Source organism: Schaalia odontolytica (assembly GCF_002847525.1).
In the GTDB taxonomy this organism is placed as follows: Bacteria; Actinomycetota; Actinomycetes; order Actinomycetales; family Actinomycetaceae; genus Pauljensenia; species Pauljensenia odontolytica_B.
The window spans coordinates 37,451-54,950 of record NZ_PKKM01000009.1 but is presented as its reverse complement, the minus strand read 5'-3'; the positions used below and the strand labels follow the sequence as shown (position 1 = coordinate 54,950).

Here is a 17,500-nt window from a genome sequence, read left to right as displayed (position 1 = left end):
TGTCGATGGGCGTCACGTCTCCACACGTCCGTCGTGTGGTCTGACAACTTGTACCATATGAGAGAGGGGTCACCCTCGCATTGCCCAATTGATAACGTTCCGATAACAATTGTTAACGTTCACAGTTTTAAGAACGGACATATACACAAAAGAAAACCTCGGGAGTGTGAGGCACGAACGCTTCACACTCCCGAGGTCACTGAGTTTTACAGCCCCTCGGCGAGGCGGTGGTACGCCTGGTTCCAGCGCACACCCGAGGCGAAGTCGCGTCGCGTCGTCGACTCGTCGATGACGACGAGCTCCATGCGCGCCAGCGCCGCGAAGTCTTCCCACACCTCGGGCTCAATCTGCGTCGACATGCACGTGTGGTGCGCGCCGCCAGCCGTCAGCCACGCCTCGACGGAGGTGTAGAAGTCAGGCTCGGGGATCCACATCGCGCGAGCGACGGGGAGCTTGGGCATCGGCTGGGGAGGCTCGATGACATTGACAATGTTCGCGGTGAGGCGGAAGCGGTCGCGCATGTCGGACATCGCGACGACGACGCCGCGTCCCGGAGCCGCGTCGAAGACCATGCGCACGGGATCCTCGCGGTCCCCGATGCCCAGGGGATGGATCTCGATGCGCGGGCGGGCATTCGTCAGCGAGGGGCACACCTCGAGCATGTGAGCGCCCAGGATCATCTCCTGGCCCTCAACGAGGTTGTAGGTGTAGTCCTCCATGAGCGAAGCACCGCCGGGCAGCCCCTCCCCCATGACCTTCGCGGCGCGCACAAGGACCGCGGTCTTCCAGTCCCCCTCGGCACTGAAGCCGTAGCCGGCCTCGGTCAGGCGCTGCACGGCCAGGCCGGGGAGCTGACGAAGCCCGCCGAGGTCTTCGAAGTTGGTCGTGAAGGCCATCGCCCCGCGCTCCTCAAGGAAGGCGCGCAGCGCGATCTCCTCACGGGCGGCGTAGCGCAGCGATTCCGCGCGATCCCCACCCGGGGTCAGCTCGGGGGCCACCTCGTAGCGCTCGCAGTATTCGGCCACGAGGGCATCGATGGCTTCCTCATCCACGGCATCAACGACGGCGACAAGGTCGTTGACCGACCATGTGTTCACCGAGACGCCGAGGCGACGCTCGGCCTCGGTCTTGTCTCCCTCCGTGACGGCCACGTTGCGCATGTTGTCACCGAAGCGCACGACGCGCAGCTCGTTGGTCGCCGCGAAGCCGCCGGCCGCGCGCACCCAGTTGGCGACGCGGCGACGGGTGTTCTCCTGCGAGGCATGACCGACGACCGTAGCGCGAGCCAGGCCCAGGCGCGTGAGGATGTAGGCGTATTCACGGTCACCGTGCGCCGCCTGGTTCAGGTTCATGAAGTCCATGTCGATGCTGTCCCAGGGGATCTCGACATTGGCCTGGGTCGCCAGGTGCAGCAGGGGCTTGCGCAGGACCTCGAGGCCTCGGATCCACATCTTCGCGGGGCTGAACGTGTGCATCCAGGAGATGACGCCAAGGACGCGGTCGTCCGCGCTGGCCTCGAGCATCGCACGCTTGATAGCGTCGGAGTCCTTCAGGACGGGCTTCCACACGATCGGCGCGGGAAGCAGGTTAGATTCGTTGAGCAGGCGCACAACCTCGCGGGACTGCTCGGCGACCTGCGCCAGCGTTTCCTCGCCGTACAGGTCCTGGCTGCCGGTGACGAACCAGACCTCGCGGCCCTCGTAGAAACTGGTCACGGTGAAATCTCCTTTGATGTCAGTGCTGTCCGTAGACGTTTTGGTAGCGATCGTAGAGGGAGTCGATGTGATGCTGTTCGATGGAAACAAGAGGCCCGCCCGCCCGCGCAACGTGCACGGTCTTGGCGACCTCCTCGACCATGACGGCGGCCTTGACGGCAGCACGTGCGTCGCGCCCGATCGTGAAGGGGCCGTGGTTGCGCATGAGGACAGCCGGCGAGCGCGATTCGCGCAGGGTATCGACGATGCCGCGCCCGATCGAGTCGTCGCCGATGAGAGCGAAGGGACCAACGGGGACGGGACCGCCAAACTCGTCGCCCATCATGGTCAGGACGCAGGGAATCTCCTCTCCGCGCGCGGCCCAGGCGGTGGCGTAGGTTGAGTGCGTGTGCACGACGCCGCCCACCTCGCTCATGTGGCGATAGACGTAGGCATGTGCGGCGGTGTCCGAGGAGGGAGATCCCTCCCCCAGCACGAGGTTTCCGTCGAGGTCGCACACGACCATCGCCTCGGGGCTCAGGTCATCGTAGGACACGCCCGAGGGCTTGATGACGAGGAGGTCCTGGCTGCCATCCTCGGCCTCGCCGCGCACGCGCTGGGAGACGTTTCCTGCCGTCCAGACGACGAGGCCCCAGCGTGGCAGGTCGGCATGCAGGGTGGCGACGTATTCACGAACGCGCTCGATCTCGCGCGCGAACTCGGGGGTCCATGTGTCGGGGTTTCGGTGATCCATTCGTACTCCTCACTGAGCACCGATGAGCGGTTGGGTTAACGTTAACATTCACCCGCGCACAAGGCAAGCACGACTACGAAAAGATCCTCTAACGAGTACTTACTCCCGTCGAACCGCGCACGACGAGGCGTGTTGGACGCACGAACGTATCCACCGCTTCACCGTCGAGCGCGCGGCTGACCGCCTCAAGCGCGCAGCGCCCAAGGTCCGCAAAATCCTGGCGCACCGTCGTCAGCCCCGGCCCCGCGTAGGCTGCCATTGGCACGTCGTCGAAACCCGCCACCGACACGTCACCCGGAACGCTCACCCCGGCCTCGGTGAACGCACGAAGAAGGCCGACAGCGACCTCATCGTTCGCGCACATGACGGCGTCAGGCAGGCCATCCTCGACAAGGGCCTGTCCGGCGACATACCCCCAGCGCGCCTCCCACGAGCCAACGAGCGGCGCACGCTTCGACAGGCCTGCCTCATCCATTGCCTCGCGCCACCCGGCCACGCGCTCGCGCGCCTCGAACCACTCCTGAGGACCCGCCACACACGCAATGTCTTGATGCCCCAGCGACATGAGGTGCTCCGCGAGCGCACGCGCACCTCCACGCTGATCCGCGTGAACGACCGACACTCCGCGACCGAACGTGCGCCCACCGGAGACCGCGACCACCGGCACGGACGCACCCTGGGAAGCCACGGCCTCGGCGAGGGAGTCCACCGGCGCGATGACAACGATCGCCTCGGCGGCCAGGGAGGAGAAGTGATCGAAGGCGCTGGCCACATCGTCAGCACCAAAACGATCGAGGGCCACGACCGACGTGAAGAGCCCGGACTCGCGGGCGGCGACCTCCAGGGCGACAAGCATCGAGGAGGGACCGAAGTGAGCCGAGGTCGTGGTCACGAGGCCGATAATGCCCGAGCGGGCGGTCACCAGTGCACGGGCCACGGAGTTCGGGCGGTAACCCAGCTGCTCGATCGCTGCCTGCACGCGCTCGCGCGTCCGAGGCGATACGCGCCCCTTGCCGTTCACAACGCGAGACACCGTCTGATGCGAGACTCCGACCAATTCGGCCACGTCCGCCATCGACGGAGGACGACCATTGCGCGTCATACCGGCCTCCCTCCCGCATGCGTCACGCTGTGCTCACATCGTAAACGACAAGAGCCCACGACATAGAACTCGCCACACTTTTTAAATAACTCGTAAAACAATCATGCTGATCACAGAGAATAGAGGCGTCCCTAACACAACTTGGATAAAGGTCCAGGAGACACAGATGGCATCAAGCCCCTCGTCCGCTCCCCACCCCGTCGATCAAGTCCCTCCCTTTGGGAAACTCACCATTCTGGGCATTCAGCACGTCCTCGCGTTTTACGCGGGCGCCGTGGTCGTCCCGCTCGTCATCGTCAAACAGCTTGGACTCGACGATGAAACTCTCATTCACCTCATCAACGCAGACCTGCTCACCTGCGGCATCGCCACCATCATCCAGTCGGCCGGCATCGGCCGCTTCATCGGCGTGAAGCTCCCCCTCATCCAGGGCGTCACCTTCACCGCAGTCTCCCCCCTCATTGCGATCGGTGCGGCGGCTACGCCACCCGGTGCCGACCCGAAGACCGGCCTAGCCACCATGTACGGCTCCATCATCGCCGTCGGCCTCCTCGTCTTCCTAGTCGCGCCCGTCTTCGCGAAGTTCCTTCGCTTTTTCCCACCGGTCGTCACGGGCACGCTCCTGACGGTCATGGGCACGACCCTGCTGTCCGTCTCTGCCGACGACATTTTGAGGTGGACTGACAATGCACCGGCAGACACGAAGGCCGCGCTCACGTTCGAATCACTCGGCTACGCCATCGGCACCATCATCGTCATCGTCCTCATTCAACGCCTCTTCAAGGGCTTCATGGGAACGCTCTCAGTCCTCCTCGGCCTCGTCATTATGACGGGCGTCGCCTTCGCGATGGGCAAGACCAATTTCACAGGCGTCGGAAAGGCCAGTTGGGTGGCCGTCACCCACCCCTTCTTCTTCGGGCTCCCCCAGTTCTCCATCACCGCCATCATCGCCATGATCATCGTCATGGCCGTGACCGCAGTGGAGACCACGGGCGACGTCTTCGCCACCGGCGAGGTCGTGGGCAAGCGCATCGCCCCGCGCGACATCGCCAACGCCCTGCGCGCCGACGGCCTGTCCACCCTGCTGGGCGGCGTCCTTAACTCCTTCCCCTACACCTGCTTCGCGCAGAACGTCGGCCTTGTGCGCCTCACCCGCGTGAAGTCCCGCTGGGTCGTCACCGCGGCGGGCGTCTTCATGATCATCCTGGGCCTGCTGCCCAAGGCTGCGGCCATCGTCGCAGCCATCCCCTCCCCCGTCATCGGCGGCGCTTCCCTGGCGATGTTCGCCAACGTCGCCGTCGTCGGCATCCAGACCCTGGCGAAGGTCGATCTGCGCGACAACCGCAACGCCGTCATCGTCTCCACGTCGATCGGCCTGGCACTCCTCGTCACCTTCAGAAGAGCGGACATCCTCTCGGCTATGCCCTCCTGGCTGCAGATCATCTTCGGCTCCGGCGTGACCATCGGCTCGCTGACGGCGATCATCCTCAACATCCTGTTCTTCCACATCGGACGCCAGGCCTCGCCGGACGTGGCCGTGGTCGACGGAAAGAAGATCAACCTGGACGACGTCAACGCGATGGATCGCGACCAGTTCGTCGCGACCTTCTCCTCGATGTTCTCCTCGCACACGTGGCCGGTCGAGCGCGCCTGGGAGTCTCGCCCCTTCGCCTCCGTCTCCGAGCTGCGTTCCTCCTTCGAGGACGCAGTCCTGGCGGCCAGCCCCGAGGAGGCCGAGGAGCTCATCGCGTCCTACACGGACGTCGTCTCCCTGATCCTCGACGGCGCGGGCGACGAGCAGGCCAGCTCGGATACCTCGTCCCTGTCGGTGGGCGACGTGACCCCCGAGGAGGCCGAAGAGCTGCGCGCCCTGGCTGCCGCCTACCATGAGAAGTTTGGTCGCCCGCTGGTCATCTGCGTGGACAACGTGGTGGATCGCAAGCACCTGCTGTCCTCGGGCTGGCGCCGCGTCGAGCACTCCCCCGCTCGCGAGGCACGCTTCGCGCTCGGCGAGGTCATCGACATCGCCGACCTGCGTTTCGATCAGCTGGTCGCCGACGCCAACCCCATGCGCGCCGCGTGGGACGCTGGCTTTGAGCGCCTCTGAGTAGCGCTCAGCGTCTCGTAACAACGAGGCCGGGGCGCGTCGGGCGATATGCCTGACGCGCCCCGGCTTTTTCATGCCTCAGCCGTGACGGTTCCCTCACGAGTCACTCCGGGTGCAGATACGCCGAGGGGCCGACCTGGCGGTCGGCCCCTCGGCGTATCCCATCAACACAGTGCAAGTTGTCCCAGAAGGCTCCTCGATGATGTCTCGTCGGCGTTGCTCGGGCCCGTATGGCCCGTGCCGTATTCCCTTGTGATGACACCTACTGTAGGAGCCCAACCTTGCGACAACGACAAGGTGCGCTGAGAAAATCCTGGGATTTTAACCCCGCAGATAATTGACTGATCATAAGACGAGTGTGCGCCCCCGGTTCCCCGGGGGCGCACACCCCATCACGCACGTTCAGCGTGTCGCGTTAGGCCTCAGCCGTTCCACTGGCCGTTCTCGGCGAAGTAGTACCACTTCCAGCCGATCCAGTGACCTCCCGTGTACATGGCACCCGAGTCGGTACTCAGGTAGTACCAGAAGCCGCCATCCTTCAGCCAGCCGGTCGTCAACGCGCCGCTGGAGTGCATGAAGTACCAGGACGAGCCGTCCTTGACCCAACCGGTCGCCATCGCGCCACTACCGGGCGTCAGGTAGTACCAGGTCGGACCATCAAGCAGCCAACCGGTGACCATTCGCCCCGTCGCCAGATCCAGGTAGTACCAGGAAGAGCCATCCTTCACCCAGCCACTCGCCTGGGCACCCGAAGCGTCATGATAGAACCACGAACCAGCCTCACTCACCCAACCGGTACGCATGTACCCATCCACACCGAACCGGTAGATCGAGTTACCGATCTGCACCGTCTGGCCAGCCGGATAGGTGCCATCCGCGTAGCGGTACCACCAGCCGACCGAATCGCTGATCCACTGGCCACCCTGCGGGGCGGGCGCCGGGGTCGGCTCGGGAGCCGGGGTCGGATCCACGCTCGGAGCCGGAGTCGGCTCAGGTGCCGGGGTCGGAGCGGGCGCCGGATCGCCCTGGAGGCGCACCTCCTGCTTGGCGGGGTTCACGCCCCAGTCCCAGGCGAAGAGGTACGGGGTCACCGGGGCCTCGTCTGTGCGTCCCTGCTGCGCCCAGGCGGCCTTCAGCTCCGAGACGGGCACGTCGAAGTGGTAGCGGTGCGTGCCGTCGGCCAGGACCTCACCGTCGTCCTCGACGAGCTTGCGGTAGTACCACGTGCCGTCGGCGTCCTCGTGGAAGTCGATGCCGGCCACGGGGGAAGCGTCGGTGACGTCGAAAGACACCGTGCGGGCGTCGCCCTCGCCGCTCACCGTCAGGTTGGAGATGACCGGGGCCTGCGTGTCCAGCGTGAACTCGTAGCTCATCTGGTGCTTCTGCGAGGACGGACCGTCCGTCGCAGCCTCGATCGTCAGCGTGTAGGCGCCGTCGGGCAGCTCATTGCCGGACTGGTCGTAGCCGTCGAAGAAGGGTTCCTCACCGGCGAACTCGCCCGGCTTCGTCCAGCCGGTCTCGAGGTCGTAGAGGGACTTGCGCACGCGGTTGATCGTGTAGGAACGCACGGACTCCCCCGCGGAGTTCCGGTAGGTGAGAGTCATCGACGGGACGGAGCGCAGCATGCCGGTCAACGGTGCGATCTTGTCGGGGGCTCCCGCCCACTTGGCGCGCGAGGTGATGAGGCGCTGCGTGTTGATCGCGGTGACCAGGTTCGAGTCCTGCTTGTCCGACAGCGGGTTCAGCGCTCCCAGCGGGATGGAGGAGTGGGCGTTGACCAGAGCCGAGCGGTAGACGTGCACGGGCGTCGTCTCGTTATCCGACCACTTGCCATCGAAGACGTTCGGGGCTCCCCACAAGCCGTAGAAGCCCAGGTAGGGCACGGTCAGGCTCGGGGTCCCGTCCTCGCTTGTGAAGGTCACGGCGCCGTCGATAAAGGTTCCCTTGGGGGCGTTCTCCGAGGCAAAGGCCGCGAACTCGGACTCGGGGGTCACGGTGACGGTCACGGTGGCGTTCGACTTAGCGGGGACCGTGATCTGCTGGGCGTCCCCGGCCTCGGCCACGCCGTCACCGGAGAAGGTCAGCGAGATACCCGCGCCCGCCCAGTTCTGCGAGTGCTCGAGGAAGAGGCCCTCCTCGACCATCTCGGAGAGCGCCTGACCGCCGAGGGTGTAGGTGTGGGCAGCGTCGGAGAGGTTGGTCAGCTGCACCTGGAAGGTCCACCCCTTCGTCCCGTCGCCGAGGTCAGCTTTGGGTCGGGAGGGATCGGCGGCGCCGACGACGGTCGGGTAGACGGTCGCGGTGGTCGCTGCGAGCGCGTCGACAGCGCCCGCGCCGACCCTGCGCGGCGAGTAGTAGGTGCCGTCGCCCAGCTCAACGTCGATGAGCGGGTGCGCGGTGCCCATGAGGAGGTTGGTGACGACCGCGTTCTTCTGCTCGGCACTCATTCCGGAGAAGGCGGGATCGCTCGCGAGGCGCTCGCGCACGAGGGCACTAATACCCGCGACCTGCGGGGATGCCATCGAGGTGCCCGACAAGCGCTGATACTCGTTGCCGAGGTAGGCCGACATGATGTCGCCGCCGGGGGCAGCGATCTCAGGCTTGAGGGTCAGGTCGGGAGCCACGCCCCACGCCGAAAACTCCGAGGCCGTCGGGTTGTTCGAGGCCAGCACGATGCCGGAGTGCGTGACGGTCACGGTGACGTCGGTTCCGTTGGCGCTAGCCAGGGCCTCGCGGATCGCCTCGCCGTCACGCTTGGTGATGGTCACCGTCGGCATCGACGTGGTCGAGCCGAGGATCGCCTGATAGGGCGTGCCGGCCTCGTCCGTGTCGGCGACCATGAGGGCCGCGGGTGCAGGCGAGAGAGCCGTCAGGTTGCGCGCCTTGAGCTCCTCGGTCATGGCCGAGCCGTCGCGGGAGTCCGTACCACCCTTGTCCTCAAGGACGATCACGCCTGAGAGGTCGGCGCCCGCGTACTGCTCGAGCCGGTCGGTGCCGCCAGCGCCGGCGTCGACGATGCGGTAAGTCTTCTCAGCGATGTCGCGCAGACCGCCCACGGCCTCGCCCTGGCCGTTGAGGGCGGTACGGTAGGCAATCTTACGATCGCCCAGGCTCACGTATGACAGGGCCTCCTGGTTGTCGACGGAGGCAACAGCCAGGGTGGACTTGTAGGAGGCGGGTTCGCCGAGCGTACCCGTGTCGGGGTCGGTCGCGAACGGCTTATTCTGGCCGGAGTTGTTGCCGTAGGCGTTGGAGAAGGCGTTGCCACCCGCCGCGTTGACGGTAATGCCAGCGGCGGCGAGCTTCTCGTACACACCAGCGAAGACGCTGCCCGCGTCACTGCTCATGCCGGAGTCATCGCCCAGGGACAGGTTGATGACGTCGGGCTTGATGATGAGCGCGTCATCGAGGGCTGCGAGCAGCGCACTGTCGGGCATCGAGCCGTCCTCGTCCGAGGCGACCTTGGCGACGACGATCTGCGCGTGAGGCGCAGTGCCCTGCAGGACGTCCGCGTTGGCGGCCGCGATCGCGGTGACGTGCGTGCCGTGGGACAGGTCCTTTTCGGAATGGGGGACGACGTCGGCATCGTTGTCCGCGTAGTCGTAGGCGAAGGGGATCTTGCTGTTGACGTACGTGCCGGCTCCGCCGTGGGGGAGCTTGCCCGCGAAGGCCTGCACGTCGGCCTGGCTCATGCGCACGTTGACGCCGTCCATCGAGCCGGCGAAGGCGTCGTGGTCGGTCTGCAGGCCGGAGTCAATGACTTCGATGACCTGACGATCGCCCTTGAGGGCGACCTCGTTCGCACGCGTCATCGCCAGGGACGAGGCGTTCTTGAGGACGGGTGCACCGCTCCCCTGCTCCTCAGTCTCCATCGGCTTGTGGACGCCCTCGATGAAGGCGGTCTTGACGCCCTCGACCTTCTGAATCGCGGAGAGAGCGGAGCCGGGCGCCTCGACGGCGAAGCCGACGAAAGCGTTGGTGTACTCGCGCACGGTCGTGACCTGTGCGCCGGGAACGACTCCCGCGACAGCGGAGGCGATGCCGGCTTTCACATCGTCGCGCCTGACCTGCGTGGAGCCACCGGCTGTTCCACCCTCCAGCTGGACGATGATCGTCGTCGGGGTGTCGTCGGCCGCCTCCTGCGCGGACGAGGCGTCGGGCAGGGTCACTCCCCCGGCCTCGGCCTGGCGGATGGACAGCAGTGCGTCCTCGACTCGCGTCCCCGACTGCGCGTCCTTCGACGAGGCGTGGGTGGGGTTGGCGGGGAGGACACCGCCCGGCTGGGGGCTCGCTGCGAGCGCCGGGACGCTCACGCCGGTCAGGGCTAGGGCTGCGGCGAGCGCGAGTGCCGGGGTGGAGTGATGGGACATCAATGGCTCACTTACGTATCGACGAGTGACGATCAAAAGCGCGTCCGTCTGACGCGCCGTCCCATTATGCGTAAGTTCTTCCAGTTGTGCAGTATGCATGTCCGATAGATGGCTCAGTGTCCACGCACTGACATTTTGTGCATGCCTGAATATAAGCCGAGGGGCCGACCTTGCGGTCGGCCCCTCGGCTTATCCCATCAACACAGTGCAAGTTTTCCCAGAAGGCTCCTCGAAAAAGTCTCGTCGGCATGTCCCGGACCCTCATGGTCCGTGCCGTATTCCCTTGTGATGACATTCAGTGTAAACAGCGAACCTTGCGACAACGACAAGACAACCTGAAAAAACCCTGGGAATTTTGGCGCCTGCCTCCTTTGACAGACGTCAGGCCCGCACATCCCACATGTAGCAGGGTGTGCGGGCCTGGACGGTCAGCCTCAGGGGCAAGCTAGCTGATCAGCTGTCCCGTCTCGGAGAAGGTGTACCACGTCCAGAAGATGCGCAGACGGCCCGTGGCCATCGCGCCGCTTCCGGTCTTCAGGTAGTACCAGGCACCACCGTCCTTGAGCCACCCCGTCACCATCTTGCCGGTGCTGGGGTTCAGGTAGTACCAGGTGTCGCCATCCTTCACCCAGCCGGTCGCCATGACGCCCGTCACCGGATCCAGGTAGTACCAGGAGATGCCGTCGAGGACCCAGCCGCTCGCCTGGGCGCCCAATGCCCCGTGGTAGTACCAGTTGCCCTGGTCAAAGACCCAGCCGGTGCGCATGTAGCCGCGCGCGTCGAAGCGGTACGTCGCCCCGTCGATCGCCAGCGTCGCATCGGCGGGGTAGGTGCCGTCCTCGTAGCGGTACCACCAGCCGCGGCCATCCCGCTTCCAGGTACCGGCCTTGGGGGTGGGCGTGGGGGCACTGACGTGGACGGTGGCGCTGGCGGACACGCTCGGCTGCGTCGGGTCAGCAACGGTAATCGTCGCATCGCCCGCGCCGACCGCCCTGACCTCGCCGGTCGCGCTCACGGTGGCCACTGCCTCGTCCGAGGAGGACCAGACGACGCCGGTCACGTTCGCGTCCGTGGGCTCGTGGGTGGCGCTCAGCGTGAGGGTATCCCCCACGCCGAGCGTGGCGGACTCGCGCGACAACGCGAGCGACATCATGGGGATCGGCTTGAGGGCGACCGGCGCCGTTGCCCCGTTGACCGGCCAGTCCCACACGTGCAGGTAGATCGTCGACGGGTCACCGCCGATGCTCGCCAGCGCGTCCTTCAGAGGCACGTCGAAGTGGATATGGACCAGACCGTCCTCGCTGCGCCCAGTCGGGTAGACCTCGGCGCCACGCTCGACGACCTTGCCGTCCTCGGTGGCCGAGAAGCCGACGCCGGCGATGGCCGAGGAGTCGGTGACGTCGAAGGACAGGACGCGATCCTTGCCCTCACCCGACACCGTCACGTTGGAGATAACGGGAGCCTTCGTGTCCAGGATGACGCTGTAGCTGATGGTCTGGGTCGCGGGTGACGGACCGTAGGTCGAGGCCTCGATTGTCAGCGTGTAGCGCCCATCCGGCAGCTCACTGCCGTCGGGAGCGTAGCCATCAAACCACGGGTCACAGCCCGGAACAGAGTCCTCGACGGTGCGCGGCGAGCGCGTGTGCACGTCGTAGATGGACCGATCCGCGCGCCCGCAGGTGAAAGAACGGATCGTCTCCCCGGCCTCGTTGGTGAAGGTGTAGGTCAGCGAGGGGACGGAGCGCAGCAGCACCGTGCCCGGGGTGACGGCAGTGCGGGCATCCTCGTCCGTGGAGCGCGAGATGACGAGGAGGTCGGGGTTGACCCCGTTGATCATCCTCTCGTCCTCGACGTCGAAGGGGCTCTGCTGGCCAAAGGGCAGCCGCCCACTCATGAACGTCGACCCGTAGCCGCTGATGTGGTTGTCGGGGGTGACCAGATCGAAGATCGCGGGCGCACCCCAGGAGCCGTAGAAGCCCACGTAGGGAACGGTGAGGTTCGGAGCCCCATCGGTACTCGTGAAGGTGACGGCGCCGTCGATGAACGTGCCCTTGGGCGCGTTCTCCGCTGCGTACGAGGCGAAGGCGGAGCGCGGGGTCACGGTGACGGTCACAGTCGCGGTGCCCTTGGCAGGCACGGTCACCAAGTCCGACGAGAAGGTCAGGTCGATGCCCTGCCCCGCCCAGTTCGTCGAGTGGCGCGCAAACAGCATGTTCTCGACCTTTTCGGACAGCGCCTGCCCGCCCAGCGTGTAGGTGCGTGCGGTGTCGGAGACATTCGTCAGGGTCACCTGGAAGGTCCACCCGGAGGTTCCGTCACCCAGGTCGGCCTTAGGGCGCGACGGGTTATCGACACCCACGACGCTCGGGAACACGGACGAGGTCGTGGCCCCCAGCGCGTCGATGAGGCCCGCTCCCACTCGGCGCGGCGAATAGTAGGTGCCATTGTTCTGTTCCGCATCCACGATCGGGCGGGCGGTGCCCATCAGGAGGTTCGTCACGACCGCGTTCTTCTCGGCTGCGGACATGCCCGCGAAGTCCGGGTCGGAGGCGACGCGCTGACGCACGAGGGTAGCGACCGCGCTGGCCTGCCCCGAGGCCTCGGCAGTGCCGGACAGCCGATCGTAGTAGTTTCCGGGGGTCGCGGACATGACCGCGCCGCCGGGGGCGGCGACCTCGGGCTTGAGCTTCAGGTCGGGGGTCACGCCCGTGGAGGAGAAATCGGAGGCGTGGATGCCCTCGGGCACGGTCAGGATCGTGGAGGCGGAAACCCCGACCTCGATCGATCCGCTCTCCGAGGCCTTGATCGCGTCGTAGAGGCGGTTGCGGTCCGAGGTCGTGATAGTCGCCATCGGTAGGTTGAACCAACGATCGACCGACCACTTGACGGGGGTCTCAGTGTCGTACCAGTGCCCGAGCAGAACGCCGGCGGGCTTGCTGGTGAGGGACTTGAGGGCCTTGATCTTGTGCTTGACCTCCACCGAGTTACCCCGTGAGTCGTAGCCTCCCAGCTCCTCGAGGAGGATCGTGCGCGACAGGTCCCCGTAGTCCGATCCGAGGTGCTTGGTCAGGTCCTCGCTCGAGCCGTTTCCAGCGTAGACAACGCGGTACGTGCCCTCGGCGAGAGTGCCGAACCCGGGGCCATCTCCCTTGTTCATGCGACCCAGGGGCCGGTACCCGATCAGGCGATCACCGAAGGTGAGAGCACCCATGATCTCCTGCTCGTTGACCGAGGCCACGGCGAGGGTCGAGGAGAAGGCGGCGGGGAAGCCGAGCGCGCCGTTGTCGGGGTCGTCGGCCCGCCCGTAGCGCTCAATGTCTCCGGCTAGCGCGTAGACGGTGGCGCCCTGCGCACCGAGAGCCTCGTAGACGTGGGAGTAGAGGGCCTCGGCGTCGTTCGTCATTCCTTCGGTCTTGGAGAAGGAGACCGAGACGACGTCGGGCTTGAGAACCATAGCGTCGTCGAGGGCGGCCAGGAGGTTGACGTCGCTCGTGCTGTTGCCCGGATCCTTCGTCACCTTCGCGACGATGAGCTGAGCCTGAGGCGCTGCCCCCGAGAAGTGTCCGCCGTTGGCGGCCGCGAGCGCTGCGACGTGCGTGCCCTGGTAATTCGCTCTGCGTGCTTCATCGCCGCCAGATTCCGTGGCCAGCACATCCGTGTCCCCGTCACCGTAGTCGTAGGCGAAGGGGATCTTGGGGCTCACCCAGACGCCACCCTTGCCGGCGCCCAGCTGCGAGGCAACAGAGGCCGCCGAGTCCTGCGTGTAGCGCAGGGACGCGGCGTCCATGTCGCCGGCGAAGGCCTGGTGCGAGGTGTCGATGCCGCTGTCGATGAGCTCGATGACCTGGCCCTGACCCTTCTGGGCGAGAGCGTTGGCCCGCATCATCTGGGCAGCGGCACCGGTGGCTGCATCCGACTCGTCGCCCCCGGCGACGGCGCGGTAGCCTCCGGAGATCTCGTCATCCGTGGCAAACGTGTGGCTGCCGTCGAGGAAGGCGCCCCTGACGCCGGCCGTCGCCTTGATGGCACCAAGCGTCGAGGCGGGCGCCTGGATCGCAAAGCCCTCGAAGGCGTGGTGGTAGTCGCGCACGTCGGAGATGGTCGCGCCAGGGCTGGCCGCTGCTACGGCCTCGCCGATGCGCTTCTTCATCTGCGCGTAGTACGCGGTATGGTCGGCCCCGGCGTCGCCCGCCTCGAGCTGGACGATGATCGTCGCCGGGGAGTCGTTCGTGCCCTGCTGGGGCGACGAGGCCTGGCTGGCGTCGGCGTCTTCCGCAAAGGCTGCGGGCACGCCGATCGTGGTGAGCGCGAGGGCGCCGGCCGCTATGAGCGTCAGCGCTGCGCGTCGGTAGTGAAACATTGTCTGCTCGCTTTCTTCACACATAAAGTGTTGAGCTGCATGAGGGTGAGTGATCGCGCGCCACATCCCTGTGGCGTGCGATAGGGCGGGCGCAGCGTGTGGCCGCGCCTCGCGTCGCCTTGCGAGCGCGCCCGCTCCCCCGGGATGTCCGGGTGGGGCGGGCGCGACGCATGGGTAGTCCTTCGATTCGGTGGATCAGCGGATCAACGTGCCGTTGTCGGCGAAGCGGTAGTACTTCCAGACGATCCACAGGCGGCCGGTCGCCATCTGACCGCTACCGGGCTTGAGGTAGTACCAGGCGCCGTCCTCGTAGTGCCATCCGGTCTTCATCTTTCCGTTGGCGGGGTTCAGGTAGTACCAGTGCGAACCGTCCTTGACCCATCCCGTCGCCATCTGGCCGGTGCCGGGGGTCAGGTAGTACCAGGAGACGCCGTCGAGGATCCAGCCGGTGGCCTGCGCGCCGGAGCTGGAGTGGTAGTACCAGTTGCCTTGGTCGAAGACCCAGCCGGTGCGCATGTAGCCGCGAGCGTCGAAGCGGTAGACCTGGCCGTCGATGGTCGTGGCCGTATTCGAGGGGTAGGTGCCATCCGCGTAGCGGTAGGACCATCCGCGAGCGCTCCACGTCCACGTGCCCCGAGCGGGAGCGGAGTCGGAAGCGGCCTTGACGGTCACGGCCACCGAGGTGACGACGTGGGGATCCTGACGCACGTCGACGCGCAGGGAGACGTCAGCGCTGGCCGGGGTCCAGGTGTAGGAGGAGGTGGACGCGCTCTCATCCGAGCTGCCCTCCATCGAATCCCAGTCCTGGAGAACCGTCTCCGTGCCGTCGCTGCCGATCTGCACCACGCGCACCTGACGTCCACCCAGGGTGCCGCCCTGCGCGGAGACCTTCACGGTCGTCGGTGTGCCCACGGAGGTGGTGAGCGTGTACCCGGGTCCGGCCTCGGCGATTCCGTTGCCCGACACCGCGACCTGCGGGCGGGTGTACTCGAAGAGGTTGGCGGTGTTGTAGCCGGCTTCCTTCATGGCGGCCTCGGTGAGCGTCCACGCCTTCGAGCCCTTGGGGGCGGCGACGTAGATTTCGGTGCCAGCCTTGAGGTCCGAGGCCATGTCGGCGGCGAGCTTGATGTCCTTCACGGTCGAGGGCAGGACCAGGACGCGGGGCGTGTCGAACCAGAAGGTGAAGCTGGTCATCCCCTCGCCGAAGTACGCGCTGTCGGGGCGGCCGTTGGCGGCCTTGCCTTCGTAGTAGAACTCGCCGTCGTTTCCGCCGCGCACGATGATGTGGCGCGGGGCGGGGGTGTCTCGCGGCGTCATCCACAGTTCCGTGACCTTCGAGCCCAGCTCGATCGTGTCCAGGCCGTTGTTGACCAGGCCTCGAGCGACCGTCACCGAGTCGGGGATGACAATGTCGGTGAGGTTCGCGTCGCCATCGAAGGCCCCGTATCCGATGGTCGTCAGGCCCTCGGGCAGGACGACGCGGCGCAGGGACGTGTTGCTTGCGAAGGCGTAGTCAGCGAGTGCGACCGTGCCGTCGGGAACCGTCACGTCAGTGTCCGTCTTCGTGGGAAGGTACAGGACCAGGGTGCGGCCCGCGTCGCCCTTGCTGTACAGGATGCCGTCTTCGACGGTGTACATCGAGTTGGCGGGCACGACGCTCAGCGAGGCCAGGGAGCTCGCCCCGAGGAAAGCCCCCTCCCCGATGGAGGTCAGGCTCGAGCCCAGGTGAACCCGGGTCAGGGAGCTGTTGCCGGAAAAGGCGAACTTCCCGATGCTCGTCACCGAGTCGGGCACCGTGACCGCGGTGATCGGCGCATCCTCGAACGCGTAGTCTCCCACCGTGACGAGGCGCCCCAGGTCCGGGCGGAAGTTCACCTCGGCGAGTGCCTTGTCGTAGCGGAAGGCGCTGTCCGACACGGCCGTCGTGCCGCCCAGGTCCACGCGCTCCAGCTTGGGCATGTACCAGAACGCCATGTCGCCCATGGATTCGAAGCCATCGGGCAGGGCCAGAGAGGTGACCTGAGAGCTCACGAATGCCGCCTTTTCCACGCGGTGCAGGCTCGCAGGCAGAGTCACGGAGGTGATCCGAGCAGACGTGAAGGCTCCCTCGTCGATGGTATTCGTCCCCTCGGCGACCGAGTAGTGACCGCCAGCGTTCTTCGCCTCCGGGTAGGTCGCCAGGTGCGTCAAGCCCTTCGTGTACAGGACACCGTCGAGGCTCTGGTAGTTCTGGTTCGCCGCGTCAACCTCAACGCTTTCCAGGAGCGGGGTGCGCGCGAATGCCGCGAACAGGCCCTGGGCCACCACGTTCGGGCCGACGTGGACGGAGCGCAGCTTCGCCATGTCGCTGAAGGTCTCCAGACCTGCCATCGTGAGAGATCGTGGCAGAGTGATGTGCTCGATCGCTGTGTTCGCGAAGGCGCGGTCCCCGATCGTCTCCAACTGCGAGGGATGGGCGCCGTCGTCCTGGAAGGTGACCTGGGTGAGCGGCTGGCCTGAAAAGACATAGTCGTCGATTGTGCGCACGCTCGCGGGGATCCACACACTCGTCAGACTCGCGTCATTAAAGGCGTTTGTAGCGATCTCGGTGACACCGTCAGGGATGCGGACATCCGTTGCAGTGCCCGTGTACGACACGAGCACGCCGTCGGCGTCGATGGTGAACCCATCGGCATTGGCGTGCAACGGGGTGGCCGCGTTGACCCGACCGGCAACGCCTGCGTCTGCCGCGAAGGCGGCGGGCACACTGACCACGGTCAGGGACAGGGCGCCGGCAAGCGCGAACGCCAGCACCGTTAACTTTCGATGGGACATCTGTGACCCCTTCTATTGACAGTTGGTAAGGGAAGGCTCCGTGTCGCAACCACGACCCCTTGTGTCAAACATATCTCTCAACAGGGTTTTCGGATACCCCCTGAGACACTCCTTCTCAACATGCGTCGGTTGATGAAGTGACATCTTTGCGCGTAGTACCATGCATCAACCCGGACCGACAGATAATGCGCAGAGGCGACGATGCAGGCGTTTTCCGCCCGTATTTTCTAGGGTTGCATAACATCTTTCCACCGAATCTGACAAATCAACCGACAGCCAAGATTTGCGCCATATATGCC

At 65.9% G+C, this 17,500-nt stretch carries 7 protein-coding genes; 1 reads left to right on the top strand and 6 read right to left on the bottom strand.

Annotation, left to right across the window (positions count from 1 at the left end):
• Nucleotides 1-206: 206 nt before the first annotated feature.
• The 3 genes from araA to CYJ22_RS07160 form a co-directional block, all read right to left on the bottom strand.
• A complete protein-coding gene (araA, locus tag CYJ22_RS07170; RefSeq protein WP_101602130.1) occupies nucleotides 207-1,715 on the bottom strand; it encodes an L-arabinose isomerase in 1,509 nt (502 codons plus the stop codon).
• Between the two features lie 19 nt (nucleotides 1,716-1,734).
• Nucleotides 1,735-2,448 (bottom strand): L-ribulose-5-phosphate 4-epimerase, encoded by a 714-nt coding sequence (locus tag CYJ22_RS07165; protein WP_101602129.1) that lies wholly within the window; start codon nucleotides 2,446-2,448, stop codon nucleotides 1,735-1,737.
• A gap of 88 nt (nucleotides 2,449-2,536) precedes the next feature.
• On the bottom strand, nucleotides 2,537-3,550 hold the full coding sequence (locus CYJ22_RS07160; RefSeq protein ID WP_007590251.1) for a LacI family DNA-binding transcriptional regulator: 1,014 nt from the start codon (nucleotides 3,548-3,550) through the stop codon (nucleotides 2,537-2,539).
• A 166-nt stretch (nucleotides 3,551-3,716) separates the two neighbouring features.
• Between CYJ22_RS07160 and CYJ22_RS07155 the strand changes: the two genes are divergently transcribed.
• Entirely contained in the window at nucleotides 3,717-5,657 is a 1,941-nt protein-coding gene (locus CYJ22_RS07155) for a solute carrier family 23 protein (protein ID WP_101602128.1), read from the top strand.
• A gap of 422 nt (nucleotides 5,658-6,079) precedes the next feature.
• Here CYJ22_RS07155 and CYJ22_RS07150 read toward each other — a convergent pair whose 3' ends face one another.
• The 3 genes from CYJ22_RS07150 to CYJ22_RS07140 all read right to left on the bottom strand — a co-directional run bounded on the left by CYJ22_RS07150 (nucleotide 6,080) and on the right by CYJ22_RS07140 (nucleotide 17,201).
• Nucleotides 6,080-10,027 (bottom strand): S8 family serine peptidase, encoded by a 3,948-nt coding sequence (locus tag CYJ22_RS07150; protein WP_101602127.1) that lies wholly within the window; start codon nucleotides 10,025-10,027, stop codon nucleotides 6,080-6,082.
• A gap of 445 nt (nucleotides 10,028-10,472) precedes the next feature.
• A complete protein-coding gene (locus tag CYJ22_RS07145) occupies nucleotides 10,473-14,387 on the bottom strand; it encodes a S8 family serine peptidase (protein ID WP_101602126.1) in 3,915 nt (1,304 codons plus the stop codon).
• Nucleotides 14,388-14,582: 195 nt separating this feature from the next.
• On the bottom strand, nucleotides 14,583-17,201 hold the full coding sequence (locus CYJ22_RS07140) for a leucine-rich repeat protein (protein ID WP_101602125.1): 2,619 nt from the start codon (nucleotides 17,199-17,201) through the stop codon (nucleotides 14,583-14,585).
• Nucleotides 17,202-17,500 lie beyond the last annotated feature (299 nt).

Coding starts and splice junctions, on each gene's coding strand:
- CYJ22_RS07165 (WP_101602129.1), bottom strand. CDS start 2,448: ATGGATCACCGAAACCCCGACACATGGACCCCCGAGTTCGCGCGCGAG.
- CYJ22_RS07160 (WP_007590251.1), bottom strand. CDS start 3,550: ATGACGCGCAATGGTCGTCCTCCGTCGATGGCGGACGTGGCCGAATTG.
- CYJ22_RS07155 (WP_101602128.1), top strand. CDS start 3,717: ATGGCATCAAGCCCCTCGTCCGCTCCCCACCCCGTCGATCAAGTCCCT.
- CYJ22_RS07150 (WP_101602127.1), bottom strand. CDS start 10,027: ATGTCCCATCACTCCACCCCGGCACTCGCGCTCGCCGCAGCCCTAGCC.
- CYJ22_RS07145 (WP_101602126.1), bottom strand. CDS start 14,387: ATGTTTCACTACCGACGCGCAGCGCTGACGCTCATAGCGGCCGGCGCC.
- CYJ22_RS07140 (WP_101602125.1), bottom strand. CDS start 17,201: ATGTCCCATCGAAAGTTAACGGTGCTGGCGTTCGCGCTTGCCGGCGCC.